The sequence below is a fragment of the Stenotrophomonas sp. 116085_Sma genome, assembly GCF_056479585.1.
In genome coordinates this window covers 3,799,643-3,813,292 of record NZ_CM151057.1, presented here as the reverse complement: position 1 = coordinate 3,813,292, position 13,650 = coordinate 3,799,643, and the positions used below count along the sequence as shown (strand labels likewise).

At 67.5% G+C, this 13,650-nt stretch carries 15 protein-coding genes; 14 read left to right on the top strand and 1 reads right to left on the bottom strand.

Translation table 11 applies throughout. The annotated features are described in order from the left end of the window. The first annotated feature begins 52 nt into the window (after nt 1-52). Nucleotides 53-694 carry a hypothetical protein gene (locus tag ACZK0Z_RS17785; RefSeq protein ID WP_197633029.1) on the top strand — a complete coding sequence of 214 codons (642 nt, stop codon included), beginning with the start codon at nt 53-55 and terminating at the stop codon, nt 692-694. A gap of 134 nt (nt 695-828) precedes the next feature. Here the strand turns inward: ACZK0Z_RS17785 and ACZK0Z_RS17780 are convergent, their stop codons facing one another. After that, nucleotides 829-1,572, bottom strand: a complete 744-nt coding sequence (locus ACZK0Z_RS17780) for a DUF3011 domain-containing protein (protein WP_049429568.1) — start codon at nt 1,570-1,572, stop codon at nt 829-831. Nucleotides 1,573-1,730: 158 nt separating this feature from the next. On the opposite strand from ACZK0Z_RS17780, the gene aspS reads away from it, so the two are divergent. The 13 genes from aspS (at nt 1,731) to tolA (ending at nt 13,427) form a co-directional block, all read left to right on the top strand. Continuing rightward, nucleotides 1,731-3,482: an aspartate--tRNA ligase gene (aspS, locus tag ACZK0Z_RS17775; protein ID WP_197619932.1), complete on the top strand. Its 1,752-nt coding sequence runs from the start codon at nt 1,731-1,733 to the stop codon at nt 3,480-3,482. A 16-nt stretch (nt 3,483-3,498) separates the two neighbouring features. Beyond that, nucleotides 3,499-3,825 carry a DNA primase gene (locus ACZK0Z_RS17770; protein ID WP_197633027.1) on the top strand — a complete coding sequence of 109 codons (327 nt, stop codon included), beginning with the start codon at nt 3,499-3,501 and terminating at the stop codon, nt 3,823-3,825. Nucleotides 3,826-3,856: 31 nt separating this feature from the next. Further along, on the top strand, nt 3,857-4,378 hold the full coding sequence (locus ACZK0Z_RS17765) for a GNAT family N-acetyltransferase (protein WP_005410760.1): 522 nt from the start codon (nt 3,857-3,859) through the stop codon (nt 4,376-4,378). A 75-nt stretch (nt 4,379-4,453) separates the two neighbouring features. Then, nucleotides 4,454-5,086, top strand: a complete 633-nt coding sequence (locus tag ACZK0Z_RS17760) for an esterase/lipase family protein (protein ID WP_043035110.1) — start codon at nt 4,454-4,456, stop codon at nt 5,084-5,086. Between the two features lie 174 nt (nt 5,087-5,260). Further along, the gene (locus tag ACZK0Z_RS17755) at nt 5,261-5,992 is read left to right on the top strand and encodes a YebC/PmpR family DNA-binding transcriptional regulator (RefSeq protein ID WP_049429571.1); all 732 of its coding nucleotides are present in this window, start codon (nt 5,261-5,263) and stop codon (nt 5,990-5,992) included. A 105-nt stretch (nt 5,993-6,097) separates the two neighbouring features. Continuing rightward, on the top strand, nt 6,098-6,619 hold the full coding sequence (ruvC, locus tag ACZK0Z_RS17750) for a crossover junction endodeoxyribonuclease RuvC (protein ID WP_006386268.1): 522 nt from the start codon (nt 6,098-6,100) through the stop codon (nt 6,617-6,619). Nucleotides 6,620-6,632: 13 nt separating this feature from the next. After that, nucleotides 6,633-7,226 carry a Holliday junction branch migration protein RuvA gene (ruvA, locus tag ACZK0Z_RS17745; RefSeq protein ID WP_010481591.1) on the top strand — a complete coding sequence of 198 codons (594 nt, stop codon included), beginning with the start codon at nt 6,633-6,635 and terminating at the stop codon, nt 7,224-7,226. A 118-nt stretch (nt 7,227-7,344) separates the two neighbouring features. Beyond that, nucleotides 7,345-9,195 (top strand): potassium transporter Kup, encoded by a 1,851-nt coding sequence (locus ACZK0Z_RS17740; protein ID WP_180848865.1) that lies wholly within the window; start codon nt 7,345-7,347, stop codon nt 9,193-9,195. 482 nt (nt 9,196-9,677) lie between these two features. Beyond that, a complete protein-coding gene (gene ruvB, locus ACZK0Z_RS17735) occupies nt 9,678-10,718 on the top strand; it encodes a Holliday junction branch migration DNA helicase RuvB (protein WP_005410754.1) in 1,041 nt (346 codons plus the stop codon). Further along, nucleotides 10,708-11,139 carry a tol-pal system-associated acyl-CoA thioesterase gene (ybgC, locus tag ACZK0Z_RS17730; RefSeq protein WP_049428719.1) on the top strand — a complete coding sequence of 144 codons (432 nt, stop codon included), beginning with the start codon at nt 10,708-10,710 and terminating at the stop codon, nt 11,137-11,139. Before ruvB ends, ybgC begins: the two co-directional genes overlap by 11 nt. A gap of 10 nt (nt 11,140-11,149) precedes the next feature. Further along, complete coding sequence (gene tolQ / locus ACZK0Z_RS17725) at nt 11,150-11,929, top strand: protein TolQ (RefSeq protein ID WP_006438802.1); 780 nt, start codon at nt 11,150-11,152, stop codon at nt 11,927-11,929. 24 nt (nt 11,930-11,953) lie between these two features. Then, nucleotides 11,954-12,382, top strand: coding sequence for a protein TolR (tolR, locus tag ACZK0Z_RS17720; RefSeq protein WP_005410751.1), 429 nt, complete (start codon nt 11,954-11,956; stop codon nt 12,380-12,382). Beyond that, nucleotides 12,372-13,427 (top strand): cell envelope integrity protein TolA, encoded by a 1,056-nt coding sequence (gene tolA / locus ACZK0Z_RS17715; RefSeq protein WP_049428717.1) that lies wholly within the window; start codon nt 12,372-12,374, stop codon nt 13,425-13,427. Before tolR ends, tolA begins: the two co-directional genes overlap by 11 nt. The last annotated feature ends 223 nt before the right edge of the window (nt 13,428-13,650 follow it).

Below are 13,650 nucleotides of genomic sequence, written 5' to 3'. Positions count from 1 at the left end.
AGGCGCGGCGCGCGGTTTGCGCCCATCGGCCATGGCCGTTAGGGTTGGGGGCATGAGACCGATTGCCGTTGCCACTACCGCCGCCCTCCTGCTCAGCCTCGCTGCGTGCACGCAGCGCTCCGATACGGTCGCCCATGACCTGGCGACCGCACCGGCCGATGCGTTCATGGCCGCCATCGCCGCACATTGCGGCCAGGCCTACGCAGGCAAGGTGGTGGAGGACACGCCGGCACCAACCGGCAAGGACCCGTTCGCCGGGCAGCGCCTGGTGATGCATGTGCGCGGCTGCGCCGATCCGGCGCATGAGCTGCGCATCCCGTTCCATGTCGGTGATGACCACTCGCGGACCTGGGTGCTGACCCGCACGCCGAACGGGCTGCGCCTGAAACACGACCATCGCCACGAAGACGGCAGCCCCGACGCAATCACCCTGTACGGTGGCGACAGCACGCCGCCAGGAACTGCCGAACGCCAGCAGTTCCCGGCCGATGCCGATTCGGTGGCGATGTTCCGCCGGGCCGACATGCTGGCTTCCACGCACAACACCTGGGCGATGGAGATCGATCCCGACCAGACGTTCGTCTACGAGCTGACCCGCCCGGAGGGCCGCCGCTTCCGCGTGCAGTTCGACCTGAGCAAGCCGGTCGAACTGCCGCCACCGCCGTGGGGCGACGACAAAGCGCCCGCACCGTGATCGCGGGGTCGGATCCCTCCTGCGGAGGGCTCCGACCCCGGAAAGACCGCCAGTAGACCCACGCCATGCGTGGATGCGGGATGCCTGGCCGGGGTAAGAGCCCTGGCCGCTGGCCAGGGATCCGCCCCCGCAACTCAGCGCGTACCGAAGCGCGCGCGGCAGCCGTTGCTCACCCACACCTGGCCGCGCGAGTAGCCCCAGCTGCGGCCTTCCTGGCAGGCGCTGCCGGACAGCTGCTGCTGCAGCACTGGCCGGCCCTGGCGATCATCCCAGTCGCAGGTCTGCGAACGGTTGTTGTTGCTGCTGCAGGTGACGGAATAGTTGCTGTTGCCACCGCCCCAGCCGCCACCACCACCGCCCCAGCCGCGGGCCTCGGCGAATTCGGCGCGGCAGCCATTGCTGACCCACACCGCGCCGTTGCGCACACCCCAGGTACGGCCCTCCTCGCAAGGACTGCCGGACAACTGGCGGACCAGGCGGGCATTGCGCCAGCCGACCGGGCAGCTGCGCTCGCGATTGTTCTGGCTTTCGCAGCGGATGGTCTCGCCGGGTCGACCGTTGTTGCCACCCCAGCCGCCGCCATTGCCACCGCCCCAGCCGCCGCGCGACTCGACGAACTCGGCGCGGCAGCCGCCGGTGACCCAGATGGTGCCGTTGCGGCTGCCCCAGGTGCGGCCTTCCTCGCAGGGGCTGCCAGACAACTGGCGGACCAGCTGCGCGCCGCGCCAGCCGGTGTTGCAGACCCGTTCGCGGTTGCTCTGGCTTTCGCAGCGGATCACCCCGTTCTGCGCAGAGGCGGATGGGGCGGGCAGGGTGAGGGTGCCCAGGGCACCCAGGCTGAGGGTTACGGCCAGGCTGGCCAGGGACAGCGGTTTCATGGCGGCATCCCATACGGTGGCAGGTGCCCGACTATAGGGAGGGGGGCGATCAAGCCGGTGTGACTGGCCGGATTTGCCCCGGCCGGGGCCTCGGCCGCAGAATACGAGGCTTTCCGGCCCCCATCCGGTGCCGGCGTTCTCCAGCGGAGCTTCCCCCCATGCGTACCCACTTCTGCGGCCTGGTCGATGAGACCCTGATTGGCCAGACTGTCACCCTCGCCGGCTGGACCGACGTGGCCCGTAACCAGGGCGGCGTCTGCTTCATCGATCTCCGCGATCATGAAGGCATCGTGCAGGTGACGGTGGAGGTCGACAATGCCGAAGTGTTCGCCGTGGCCGCGTCGCTGGGCTACGAGGACGTGCTGCAGGTGGAAGGCGTCGTGCGCGCCCGCCACGCGGTGAACGACAAGATGCGCACCGGCAAGGTGGAAGTGATCGCCACCGCCATCACCGTGCTGAACAAGGCCGCGCCGTTGCCGTTCCACGCCCACGAGAACCCGGGCGAGGAAACCCGCCTGAAGTACCGCTACCTGGACCTGCGCCGCCCGGAAATGCAGCGCATGCAGCGCACCCGCATCAAGCTGGTGCAGGCCCTGCGCCGCCACCTGGACGAGAAGGGCTTCCAGGACATCGAAACCCCGATCCTGACCAAGGCCACCCCGGAAGGTGCGCGCGACTTCCTGGTGCCGGCGCGCATGCACCCGGGCGAGTTCTACGCCCTGCCGCAGAGCCCGCAGCTGTTCAAGCAGATCCTGATGGTGGCCGGCTTCGACCGCTACTACCAGATCGCGCGCTGCTTCCGCGACGAAGCGCTGCGTGCCGACCGCCAGCTGGAATTCACCCAGCTGGACATGGAGTTCGCCTTCGTCCGCGAGCGCGACGTGCAGGACTTCGTCGAAGACATGATCCGCGCCATCTTCAAGGAAGTGGTGGACGTGCAGCTGGATGCCAGCTTCCCGCGCATGACCTGGGCCGAGGCGATGCGTCGCTACGGTTCGGACAAGCCGGACCTGCGCATCGCGCTGGAACTGGTGGACGTGGCTGAACTGGTCAAGGACAGCGAGTTCCCGGTGTTCACCGGCCCGGCCAATGATGCCGAGGGCCGCGTGGCTGCGTTGCGCATCCCGGGCGGTGCGTCGCTGTCGCGCAAGCAGATCGACGAATACGCCGCGCATGCCGCCAAGTACGGCGCCAAGGGCCTGGCCTACATCAAGATCGCCGACAACGGCGAAGTCAGCTCGCCGATCCAGAAGTTCTTCAGCGAAGCGTCCTTCGCCGCGCTGGTCGCCCACGTCGGTGCCGGCAACGGTGACATCGTGTTCTTCGGCGCCGGTGGCTACAACAAGGTCTCCGACTTCATGGGCGCCCTGCGCCTGAAGGCCGGCAAAGACTTCGGCCTGGTCGCCGAGGGCTGGGCGCCGCTGTGGGTCACCGACTTCCCGATGTTCGAGTGGGACGAGGAAGAACAGCGTTACGTCGCCCTGCACCACCCCTTCACCGCACCGGCCGTGGACGACATTGCCGACCTGCGCGCCAACGCCCGTACCGCCGTTTCGCGCGGCTACGACATGGTGCTCAACGGCAATGAAATCGGCGGCGGTTCGATCCGTATCCACCGTCCGGACATGCAGAGCGCGGTGTTCGAGCTGCTCGGCATCGGTGCCGAGGAGGCCCGTGCCAAGTTCGGCTTCCTGCTCGACGCGCTGAACTACGGCGCGCCGCCGCACGGTGGCATCGCCTTCGGTATCGACCGCATCGCCGCGTTGATGGCCGGCACCGAGTCGATCCGCGACGTGATCCCGTTCCCGAAGACCACCGGTGCACAGGATCTGATGACCGACGCGCCGTCGCCGATCGTCGACGCGCAGCTGGCCGAAGTGCACATCCAGGTTCGCCCCAAGACCAACTGATCAGGAGATCCAGGCAATGACCGAGTTCGCGTTTTCGCTGGAGTGGGAAAAGCTGGGCAATGAAGGCGCCGAGGCCAATCTGGTCACCGAGCGTGCACGCGTGTTCGGGGGGTGGCTGGTTCGTGTGGGTACCAACCCGGCGGCGATGGCCCTGACCTTCGTCGCCGACGGCGAAGGCCGTTGGGACGGTGAAGACTTCGGCGTCGAGGATTACGAGGACGACGAAGAGGAAGAGTACGACGAGGACGAGGAAGGCGAGGAAGAAGAGGACGAGGACGAGGACGAAGAGGAATACGAGGAAGAGGACGAGGAAGAAGAAGCGGAATCGCCTGAAAAGGCTTGACCCGCCCTTCGCCCTGACGTCAACTTCCTGCATGTATTCGATCCGCCGCGCCACTGTGGACGACGCGCCGACCCTGTCGGCGCTGGCGGCCCGCACGTTCACCGAAACCTTCGGCCATCTGTATCCGCCGCAGGACCTCCAGGCCTTCCTTGAGGAGGCCTATACGGTCGAGCGCCAGCGCGTGATCCTGGCCCACCCGGATTACGCGGTGTGGCTGCTCGAGCTGGACGGGGAGGCGGTCGGCCATGCCGCCGCCGGTCCCTGTGGCCTGCCGCACCCGGACGTGAAGCCCGGTGACGGCGAGCTCAAGCGCCTGTACCTGATCAAGACCCAGCAGAGCTGTGGCTGGGGCAGCCGCCTGCTGGAAACCGCACTGGCCTGGCTGGAACACGAAGGCCCGCGCACCCTGTGGCTGGGCGTGTGGTCGGAAAACTTCGGCGCACAGCGCTTCTACGCCCGCTACGGTTTCGAGAAGGCCGGCGAATACCTGTTCCCGGTGGGCGACACGAACGATCTCGAATTCATCCTGCGCCGCGCACCGCGCGCGGCCTGATGTTCACCGCCGCTTGCTGCGCGCGCGTGTTCAATCACCGTACGTTCCTGCCCCGCTGACTGCCAGGCTGTTTGCATGACTCCCCCCGTATTGCTGCTGCATGGCATCTGGAATGCCCGCGCCTGGGTCGGGCCGCTGGCCTGGCGCCTGCGCGCGCGTGGCTTCCAGGTGCACGCGTTTGGTTATTCCTCGGTGTTCGGTGGCCCGGACGTGGCCGTGCCGCAGCTGCTGGAGCGGCTGGCCGATGCCGGCCCGTTGTCGCTGGTCGGCCACAGCCTGGGCGGGCTGCTGGCGCTGGAAGCGCTGCGGCGCAATCCGCAGCTGCCGGTACAGCGCGTGGTCTGCCTGGGCTCGCCGCTGCGCGGCAGTGGCACCGCGCGCTCGTTGTCCGATCATGGCTGGGGCCTGGCGCTGGGCCGCAGCAGCGAGCTGCTGCTGGATGGCCTGCCGGACTGGCAGGGCAAGGCCGAGGTTGGGTTGATCGCCGGCTCAGTGCCGCATGGGCTGGGCAGCCTGCTGGGCGCGATGGACGACGCCTCCGATGGCACCGTGGCCTTGGCCGAGACCCGCCTGCCGGGGCTGGCTGACCACTGCGTGGTGCGTACCAGCCATAGTGGCCTGGTGGTGTCGCCCGACGCTGCCCGGCAGACCGCGCATTTCCTGCGCCACGGCCAGTTCGACCACAGCCGCGACGCGGCCGCCGCGTAAGGCCCGGCGGTGGGACCGTTCTGTAGAGCCGAGCCCACGCTCGGCTGCATTCCGTCGGGCCCATTGAGCCGAGCATTGGCTCGGCTCTACAACAATACGGGCCTAGACACGGTTGCCGCCCCCGATCAGGTAGAATCCGCGCCTTGATCCTGAAGCAGCCAGACGGTAGCACCCATGGGTAGAGGCCCCTCCATCGAAGCCCGCAAGAACGCGTCCGACGCGAAGCGCGGCAAGATTTTCACCAAGATCATCCGCGAGATCGGCGTTGCCGCGCGCGGCGGTGGAGGCGACCCCAACAACAACCCGCGTCTGCGCGTGGCGGTGGACAAGGGCTTGGCCGTGAACATGTCCAAGGACGTGATCGAGCGCGCCATCAAGAAGGCCACCGGTGAACTGGAAGGCGTCGATTACGAGGAAATCCGCTACGAGGGCTACGCCCCGGGTGGCGTGGCCGTGATCGTCGATTGCCTGACCGACAACCGCGTGCGCACCGTGGCCGATGTCCGCCATGCGTTCAGCAAGTGCGGCGGCAACATGGGCACCGAAGGCTCGGTGGCCTTCATGTTCAAGCGCCTGGGCGTGCTCAGCTTCGCCCCGGGTGCCGACGAGGAAGCCATCACCGAAGCGGCCATCGAGGCCGGCGCCGATGACATCGTGGTCTATCCGGACGACGGCTCGATCGATGTGGTCACCAGCCCTGACGCGTTCAACGCGGTCAAGGATGCAATGACCGCTGCGGGCCATGTCGCCGACCACGCCGAGATCACCTTCCGCGCCGACAACGACATCAAGGTCGAAGGCGACGTTGCCCTGCAGGTCAAGAAGCTGCTGGACATGCTGGAAGACCTGGACGACGTGCAGGACGTGTACTCCAACGCCGAACTCGGCGCCGACGCCTACGCCTGAGCCGTCTTCGACGGCCTGGGCGCGGGCCGTTGAACGGTCACCGCGGACAGTCATGAGCCCATACGCCTGCCAGCGCATCCCGTTCCGCCCCGCCAGGAGTGCGGCATGACCCGCATCCTCGGCATCGACCCCGGTTCACAGCGGACCGGGGTCGGCATCATCGATGTCGACGCCACCGGCCGCGTCAGCCACGTGCACCACCAGCCGCTGGTGCTGCTGGGCGCCGACGACTTCCCGCAGCGCATGAAGCTGCTGGTGCTGGGCCTGGCCGACCTGTGCCGCGAATACGAGCCACAGGAAGTGGCCATCGAACGCGTGTTCATGGCCCGCAACCCCGATTCAGCGCTGAAGCTGGGCCAGGCCCGTGGCGCGGCGATCTCGGCCGTGGTGCTGCGCGACCTGCCGGTGCACGAATATGCGGCCAGCGAGATCAAGCTGGCGGTGGTCGGCCGCGGTGGCGCCGAAAAGCAACAGGTTCAACACATGGTCGGGCTCATGCTCAACCTGAAAACCAAGCTGCAGGCCGACGCGGCCGACGCGTTGGCGGTGGCGATCACCCATGCCCACGTAAGGGCGACGGCCAACCGCCTGGGGCTCAGTGCCCGCCAGGCGTGGGGCCGCAAATGAGGAGCTGCACGCAATGATCGGTCGACTGCGCGGCATCGTCGCCTACAAGGCGCCGCCGTGGCTGGTGGTGGACGTGAACGGAGTGGGCTACGAGCTGGAGGCGCCGATGAGCACCTTCTATGACCTGCCCGAGCTCGGCCGCGAGGTCACCCTGTACACCCATTACGCACAGAAGGAAGACAGCGTCTCGCTGTACGGCTTCCTGCGCGAGGGCGAGCGGCGCCTCTTCCGCGACGTGCAGAAGGTCAGCGGCATCGGCGCGAAGATCGCGCTGGCCGTGCTGTCAGGCGTCACCGTCGAGGAATTCGCGCGCATGGTCCAGGCCGGCGACATCACCGCGCTGACCCGCATTCCGGGCATCGGCAAGAAGACCGCCGAGCGCATGGTGCTGGAGCTGCGTGACCGCGCCGCCCAGTTCGGTGCCGGCGGCGCGCTGCCCACCGGCAGTGGCCCGGCCCCGGCCGACCCGCTGTCCGATGCCACCGTGGCGCTGCAGCAGCTGGGCTACAAGCCGGCTGAAGCCGCCCGCATGGCCCGGGACGCCTTCAATGAAGGCGACGAAGTGGCCACCGTGATCCGCAAGGCGCTGCAGTCGGCGCTGCGCTGATCCGCCTTCCTTTCCTTCAACGAACCGCCTGAGCTTCGCCAGGAGTCCCATGTCCAGCAGTCAAACCCCGCACGCAGCTGCCCCCGGCGGCCACGGTCACGCTCCTCCAGCCGGAGGCATGGCGCTGATCATCGGTGCGATCGGCGTGGTCTTCGGCGATATCGGTACCAGCCCGCTGTACACCCTGAAGGAGGCGTTCTCGCCGCACTATGGGCTCAACAGCGACCACGACACCGTGCTGGGCGTGCTGTCGCTGGCGTTCTGGGCGCTGAACATCGTGGTTACGCTGAAGTACGTGACCATCATCATGCGCGCCGACAATGACGGCGAGGGCGGCATCATGGCGCTGATGGCGCTGACCCAGCGCACGCTGCGCAACGGGTCGCGCTCGGCCTATGTGGTGGGCATCCTGGGCATCTTCGGCGCCTCGCTGTTCTTCGGCGACGGCGTGATCACCCCGGCCATTTCAGTGCTGGGCGCGGTCGAAGGCCTGGAGGTGGCGGCCCCCGGCCTGCATGCGTTCATCGTGCCGATCACCGTGGTGGTGCTGCTGATGGTGTTCGCCGCGCAGCGCTTCGGTACGGAGAAGATCGGCAAGGCGTTCGGCCCGATCACCTCGGTCTGGTTCATTTCGCTGGCGGCGATCGGCATCTACAACATCGTCGACGCGCCGGAAGTGCTGAAAGCCTTCAACCCGTGGTGGGCGATCCGCTTCTTCATGGAGCACAGCTGGCACGGCATCTTCATCCTCGGTGCGGTGGTGCTGGCAGTGACCGGCGGCGAAGCGCTGTACGCCGACATGGGCCATTTCGGCGCCAAGCCGATCCGCCACGCCTGGTACTTCTTCGTGCTGCCGTGCCTGGTGTTGAACTACCTGGGGCAGGGCGCGCTGGTGCTCAACCATCCCGAGGCGCTGAAGAACCCGTTCTTCGAGGCCGTGCCGTCGTGGGCGCTGTACCCGATGATCATCCTGGCCACGATGGCGGCGGTGATCGCCTCGCAGTCGGTCATCACCGGCGCGTTCTCGGTCTCGCGCCAGGCCATGCAGCTGGGCTACATCCCGCGCATGCGCATCAAGCACACCTCGCACGACACCATCGGCCAGATCTACATCCCGGGGATCAACTGGGGTATCGCGGTGATGGTGATCGGCCTGGTGCTGGCCTTCCGCAGCTCGTCCAACCTGGCCGTGGCCTACGGCATCTCGGTGTCGGCCACCATGCTGATCGATACCCTGCTGCTGGCCCTGGTCGCCCGCTCGCTGTGGCCGAAGGCGCGCGCCTGGCTGCTGCCGCTGTGCGTGGTGTTCTTCATCATCGACCTCGGCTTCGTCATCGCCAACGGCGCCAAGCTGCTGCAGGGCGCCTGGTTCCCGGTGGTGCTGGGCATCTTCCTGTTCACCATGATGCGCACCTGGCGCCGTGGCCGCGAACTGCTGCGCGATGAGATCCGCAAGGACGGCATCCGCCTGGATACCTTCCTGCCGGGCCTGATGCTGGCACCGCCGGTACGCGTGCCGGGCACCGCCGTGTTCCTCACCGCCGACCCGACCGTGGCCCCGCACGCGCTGATGCACAACCTCAAGCACAACAAGGTGCTGCACGAGCGCAACGTGTTCCTGCACGTGGTGACGCTGCCGGTGCCGTACGCGCCGGAGGGACAGCGGCTGAAGATCGAATCGGTGGGCGACGAGTTCTACCGGGTCTACGTGCGCTTCGGCTTCATGGAGACCCCGGACGTGCCGCTGGCGCTGATGCGCTCGTGCGACCACGGCGGCATCTACTTCGACCCGATGGACACCACCTTCTTCGCCAGCCGCGAGACCATCGTGGCCACCGCCAACCGCGGCATGCCGATCTGGCGCGACAAGCTGTTCGCGCTGATGCATCGGAATGCCGCGCCGGCCACGGGCTTCTTCCGGATTCCAGGCAACCGTTTGGTCGAGCTGGGCGCGCAGGTAGAGATTTAATCTCCACCTGCGCTACGTCCCACGATTTGCTGCGCAAACCGTGGGCCCCGCGCGCATTCCACCTTATCCCCCCGCCTATCGGCGCGCCCCCTTGAACAACAAGGGGGCTGGGCTTCCCGAAGTGTTCCGCGCCAGCAGCTGGGCATTGCTCGGCTGCACCGTTCCATCCACGCATGGCGTGGATCTACCGTGTCGACCAAGGTCGACACCCACCAAGAGCGGGCAGAGCAGGCCACGCCATCCAGACAGATCGCGGGAATCTGTCGAAGGCGGGGTGGGTCCGGTTGCGGGGGCGTGAGCCGCATGGATGCGGCGACCGAGCCTACATGGACGTATTTACGGCCCCCCCGCAGCCGGACCCACCCTGCCATCCCTCAGCAACCCTGCTTCTGCTCTTGCTTCGGCTGTTGCCGTTGCTTCGGCCTCTGCGGGTGCCGGGCGCAGCCCGGCCGAAACCCGTACTTTTGCCGCATAATCAGCACATGACCGACGACCGCATCATCGGCGCCGGCGCCACCCGCGAGGATGACGCCGCCGACGCCAGCATCCGCCCCAAGCGCCTTGCCGATTACCTCGGCCAGGTGCCGGTGCGCGAGCAGATGGAGATCTACATCCAGGCGGCCAAGGGGCGTGGCGACGCCCTCGACCACGTGCTGATCTTCGGGCCGCCGGGCCTGGGCAAGACCACCCTCAGTCATGTCATCGCCAATGAACTGGGCGTGGCCCTGCGGGTGACCTCCGGCCCGGTGATCGAGAAGGCCGGCGACCTGGCCGCGCTGCTGACCAACCTGCAGCCACACGATGTGCTCTTCATCGACGAGATCCATCGCCTGTCGCCGGTGGTCGAGGAAGTGCTGTACCCGGCGATGGAAGACTTCCAGATCGACATCATGATCGGCGAGGGCCCCGCGGCGCGCTCGATCAAGATCGACCTGCCGCCGTTCACCCTGATCGGCGCCACCACCCGCGCCGGCCTGCTGACCGCGCCGCTGCGCGACCGCTTCGGCATCGTCCAGCGCCTGGAGTTCTACAGCGTCGAGGAGCTGACCCGTATCGTGCGCCGCTCCGCCAGCATCCTCGGCATCGACTGCACCGCCGATGGGGCAGGGGAGATCGCGCGCCGCGCGCGGGGTACCCCGCGTATCGCCAACCGCCTGCTGCGACGCGTGCGCGACTACGCGCAGGTCAAGGCAGGTGGCCACATCGATGAGCCGGTGGCCCAGGCCGCGATGAAGATGCTCAAGGTCGACCCGGAAGGCTTCGACGAGCTTGACCGGCGCCTGCTGAAAACGATGGTGGACTACTTCGACGGTGGCCCGGTCGGCATCGAATCGCTGGCTGCGGCGCTGTCCGAAGAGCGCGGCACGCTGGAAGACGTGGTCGAGCCCTACCTGATCCAGCAGGGCTTCCTGGTGCGCACTGCGCGTGGCCGCATGGCCACGCACAAGGCCTACCGGCACATGGGCCTGAAACCCAAGAACCCGCCGCAGGACCTGTTCGCCGAGGTTCCCGATGTCGGTTGAGCCGCGATTCAGTTGGCCGACACGCATTTACTGGGAAGATACCGATGCCGGTGGCGTGGTCTACCACGCCCGGTACGTGGCCTTCATGGAACGGGCCCGGACGGAATGGATGCGCGCGCTGGGCTACGGCCAGGAGCGCATGCGCATCGAGCACGGCATGATCTTCGCGGTGCGTTCGATGCAGATGGATTTCATCAGGCCGGCACGGCTGGATGACACCCTGCAGGTGAGCGCCCGCCTGGTCCAGCTGAAGAAGGCCAGCATGGTCTTCGAGCAGCAGATCCTGCGCGATGGCGAACTGCTGCTGTCGGCCCAGGTCCGCATCGCCGCACTGGAAGCGGCCAGTTTCCGCCCGCGTGGCATGGACGAGGCCGTCCTTGCCATGCTGCAACCCCACCTCCACCCCGAATCCGAACTTTGAGGAACAACGGATGATCGCAACGCTCCTGGCCCTGCAGGCCACGGTCACCGAGGCACTGCCGGCCGATGTCAGCAACGCCGCGACCCAGACCCTTGCCCAGGCCACCACCGGCGGCGGCATCAACTACCTCGAGCTGATGGCCAAGGCCAGCCTGCCGGTGAAGATCATCGTGCTGCTGCTGCTGGTCGGCTCGTTCGTCAGCTGGGTGATCATTTTCCGCAAGGCCCGCGTGTTCAAGCAGGCCACCCGTGAAGCCGACGAGTTCGAGAACCGCTTCTGGTCCGGCGCCGACCTGGGCAAGCTGTACAGCTCGGCCACCGACCGCAGCCGCAATGTCGGTGGCCTGGAAGCGATCTTCGAAGCCGGTTTCCGCGAATACACCCGCCTGCGCGACAAGCGCCGGCTGGACGGCCGCGCGCAGCTGGAAGGCGCACAGCGTGCCATGCGCACCACCTACACCCGCGAAGTGGACCAGCTCGAGCGTAACCTGGAGCTGCTGGCCAACATCGGCTCGACCGCGCCGTACGTAGGCCTGGTCGGCACCGTGTTCGGCATCATGGTGACCATGCACGACATGATCAGCAGCGGTGCGCAGGCCGGCATCGCCGCCGTTGCCCCGGGCATCTCCGAAGCGCTGTTCGCCACCGCCATCGGCCTGTTCGTGGCCATCCCGGCAGTGTGGGCCTACAACCGCTTCACCACCCGCGTTGAGCGCATGTCGGTGCGGTTCGAGACCTTTGCCGAAGAGTTCAGCTCCATCCTGCAGCGCCAGAGCGCTGGCGACGAGTAAGCGCCTGACCCGGGAGTCCAAGCCATGTCCGCTGCCATCGGTCGCCGCAAGCGCCGCAAGCTGAAATCGGAAATCAACGTCGTTCCCTACATCGACGTCATGCTGGTGCTGCTGATCATCTTCATGGTCACTGCGCCGCTGCTCACGCTGAGCTTCGACGTCGACCTGCCGCAGTCCAACGCCAAGGCGCTGGAAAGCAAGCAGGACCCGGTGATCGTCTCGGTGCGCCAGGACGGCCAGCTCAGCCTGAAGCTGCCCGATGCCAAGGAACCGACTGCCGTGTCGGCCGAGGAACTGGAAGGCCGCCTGGCCGGCATCGCCGCCCAGGACAAGGGCGTGCGCGTGATCGTCGCCGCCGACCGTGCCGTGGCCTATGAAAAGGTCATCGCCGCGATGGATGTGATCAAGCGCGCCAAGGTAGACAAGGTAGGCCTGGCCACCGATGCACGCTGACGCCCTGCCACCCCCGCAGCAGCGCGAACCCGGCTGGGGCCTGCCCCTGGCGCTGGCGTTGCTGGTGCACCTGCTGGTCGCGCTGGTCTTCATCGTGGCCTGGTTCTGGTCGCCCGAGCGCAACACCGACGCCGCCGCCGGTGATCCGTCGGTCGAGGCCAGCCTGGCGCTGTCTGCGTCCGAGGCCTCCGCTGCGCGCCAGGCCCTGCGGCAGTCGGAAAAGCTGGAAGACCTGCCGCCGCCGGTGGCCGAGCCGGTCCCGGTGCCGGAAGACACCATTCCGCCGCCGCAGCCGATCCCCGAGCCGCGCCCGCAGGACGCCCCCACGCCGCAGCAGCAACAGGCGCAGGAGCGCGTCGCGCAGCCGGACACCAAGGACCAGGAAGCGGTGAGCGCGCTGGCCATCTCGCAGGAGAAGGCCAAGCAGGAGCAGGAAGCCAAGCGCCGCCAGGAGCAGATCGACCTGACCGAACGCAAGCGCCAGGAAGAAGCGGAGCAGAAGCTGCGCCTGGCAAAGCAGCAGGAAGCGGACGAGAAGAAGAAGCAGGCCGAGCAGGAGCGCGTGGCCGCTGACAAGGCCGAGGCCGAGAAGCAGAAGAAGATCGCCGAGATCCGTGCCCGCCGCGAGCAGGCCGAGAAGGAAGCCAAGCTGGCCGAACAGAAGCTGCGCCAGGTGGCCGCCGCGCGCAACGCTGCCGGCAGTGCCGCCGCCGGTGCCAGCGGTGCGTCCCAGCCGGCCGCCGGTGGTGGAGGCAACAGCGACGATCTTTCGGCCAAGTACGCAGCCGCGATCCAGGCCAAGGTACTGTCGCAGTGGGTGCGCCCGGATACGGTGCCGCTGGGCCAGCGCTGCCAGATCACCATTACCCAGATTCCGGGTGGCACGGTGATGCAGGCCAAGGTCAGCCCGAACTGCCCGTACGACGAGGCCGGCAAGCGTTCGATCGAGGCCGCTGTGCTCAACGCGCAGCCGCTGCCGTATCGCGGCTTTGAGTCGGTATTCGCGCGCACGCTCAACTTCACCTTTACCGCCCAGGATCGCTGAGGCGGCCGGGCAGGGCGGCCAGCACGGCCGCTCGTGCCCACGTTTGTCGTGCCTGCCTCTGGTCGGCCCGGTTCCGGTCGGGCAGTCTGTGGACTGCTGTCGAACACCGCCCCGCTGGGCGGCGTGACGGGGCAGGCGGGCGCGATGTTAGCCACGACGTTAACGGTGCGTGAGAGGACGGGCTGGAACTGACCCGGAATTCACGTACCCTTGGTTCATGATT

Bases quoted from the DNA above. Each gene is read 5' to 3' on its own strand.
- ACZK0Z_RS17760 (WP_043035110.1), top strand. From the start codon at position 4,454: ATGACTCCCCCCGTATTGCTGCTGCATGGCATCTGGAATGCCCGCGCC.
- ACZK0Z_RS17740 (WP_180848865.1), top strand. From the start codon at position 7,345: ATGGCGCTGATCATCGGTGCGATCGGCGTGGTCTTCGGCGATATCGGT.
- tolA (WP_049428717.1), top strand. From the start codon at position 12,372: ATGCACGCTGACGCCCTGCCACCCCCGCAGCAGCGCGAACCCGGCTGG.
- ruvA (WP_010481591.1), top strand. From the start codon at position 6,633: ATGATCGGTCGACTGCGCGGCATCGTCGCCTACAAGGCGCCGCCGTGG.
- ybgC (WP_049428719.1), top strand. From the start codon at position 10,708: ATGTCGGTTGAGCCGCGATTCAGTTGGCCGACACGCATTTACTGGGAA.
- tolQ (WP_006438802.1), top strand. From the start codon at position 11,150: ATGATCGCAACGCTCCTGGCCCTGCAGGCCACGGTCACCGAGGCACTG.
- ACZK0Z_RS17785 (WP_197633029.1), top strand. From the start codon at position 53: ATGAGACCGATTGCCGTTGCCACTACCGCCGCCCTCCTGCTCAGCCTC.
- ACZK0Z_RS17755 (WP_049429571.1), top strand. From the start codon at position 5,261: ATGGGTAGAGGCCCCTCCATCGAAGCCCGCAAGAACGCGTCCGACGCG.
- ACZK0Z_RS17770 (WP_197633027.1), top strand. From the start codon at position 3,499: ATGACCGAGTTCGCGTTTTCGCTGGAGTGGGAAAAGCTGGGCAATGAA.
- ACZK0Z_RS17780 (WP_049429568.1), bottom strand. From the start codon at position 1,572: ATGAAACCGCTGTCCCTGGCCAGCCTGGCCGTAACCCTCAGCCTGGGT.
- ruvB (WP_005410754.1), top strand. From the start codon at position 9,678: ATGACCGACGACCGCATCATCGGCGCCGGCGCCACCCGCGAGGATGAC.
- ruvC (WP_006386268.1), top strand. From the start codon at position 6,098: ATGACCCGCATCCTCGGCATCGACCCCGGTTCACAGCGGACCGGGGTC.
- ACZK0Z_RS17765 (WP_005410760.1), top strand. From the start codon at position 3,857: ATGTATTCGATCCGCCGCGCCACTGTGGACGACGCGCCGACCCTGTCG.
- aspS (WP_197619932.1), top strand. From the start codon at position 1,731: ATGCGTACCCACTTCTGCGGCCTGGTCGATGAGACCCTGATTGGCCAG.
- tolR (WP_005410751.1), top strand. From the start codon at position 11,954: ATGTCCGCTGCCATCGGTCGCCGCAAGCGCCGCAAGCTGAAATCGGAA.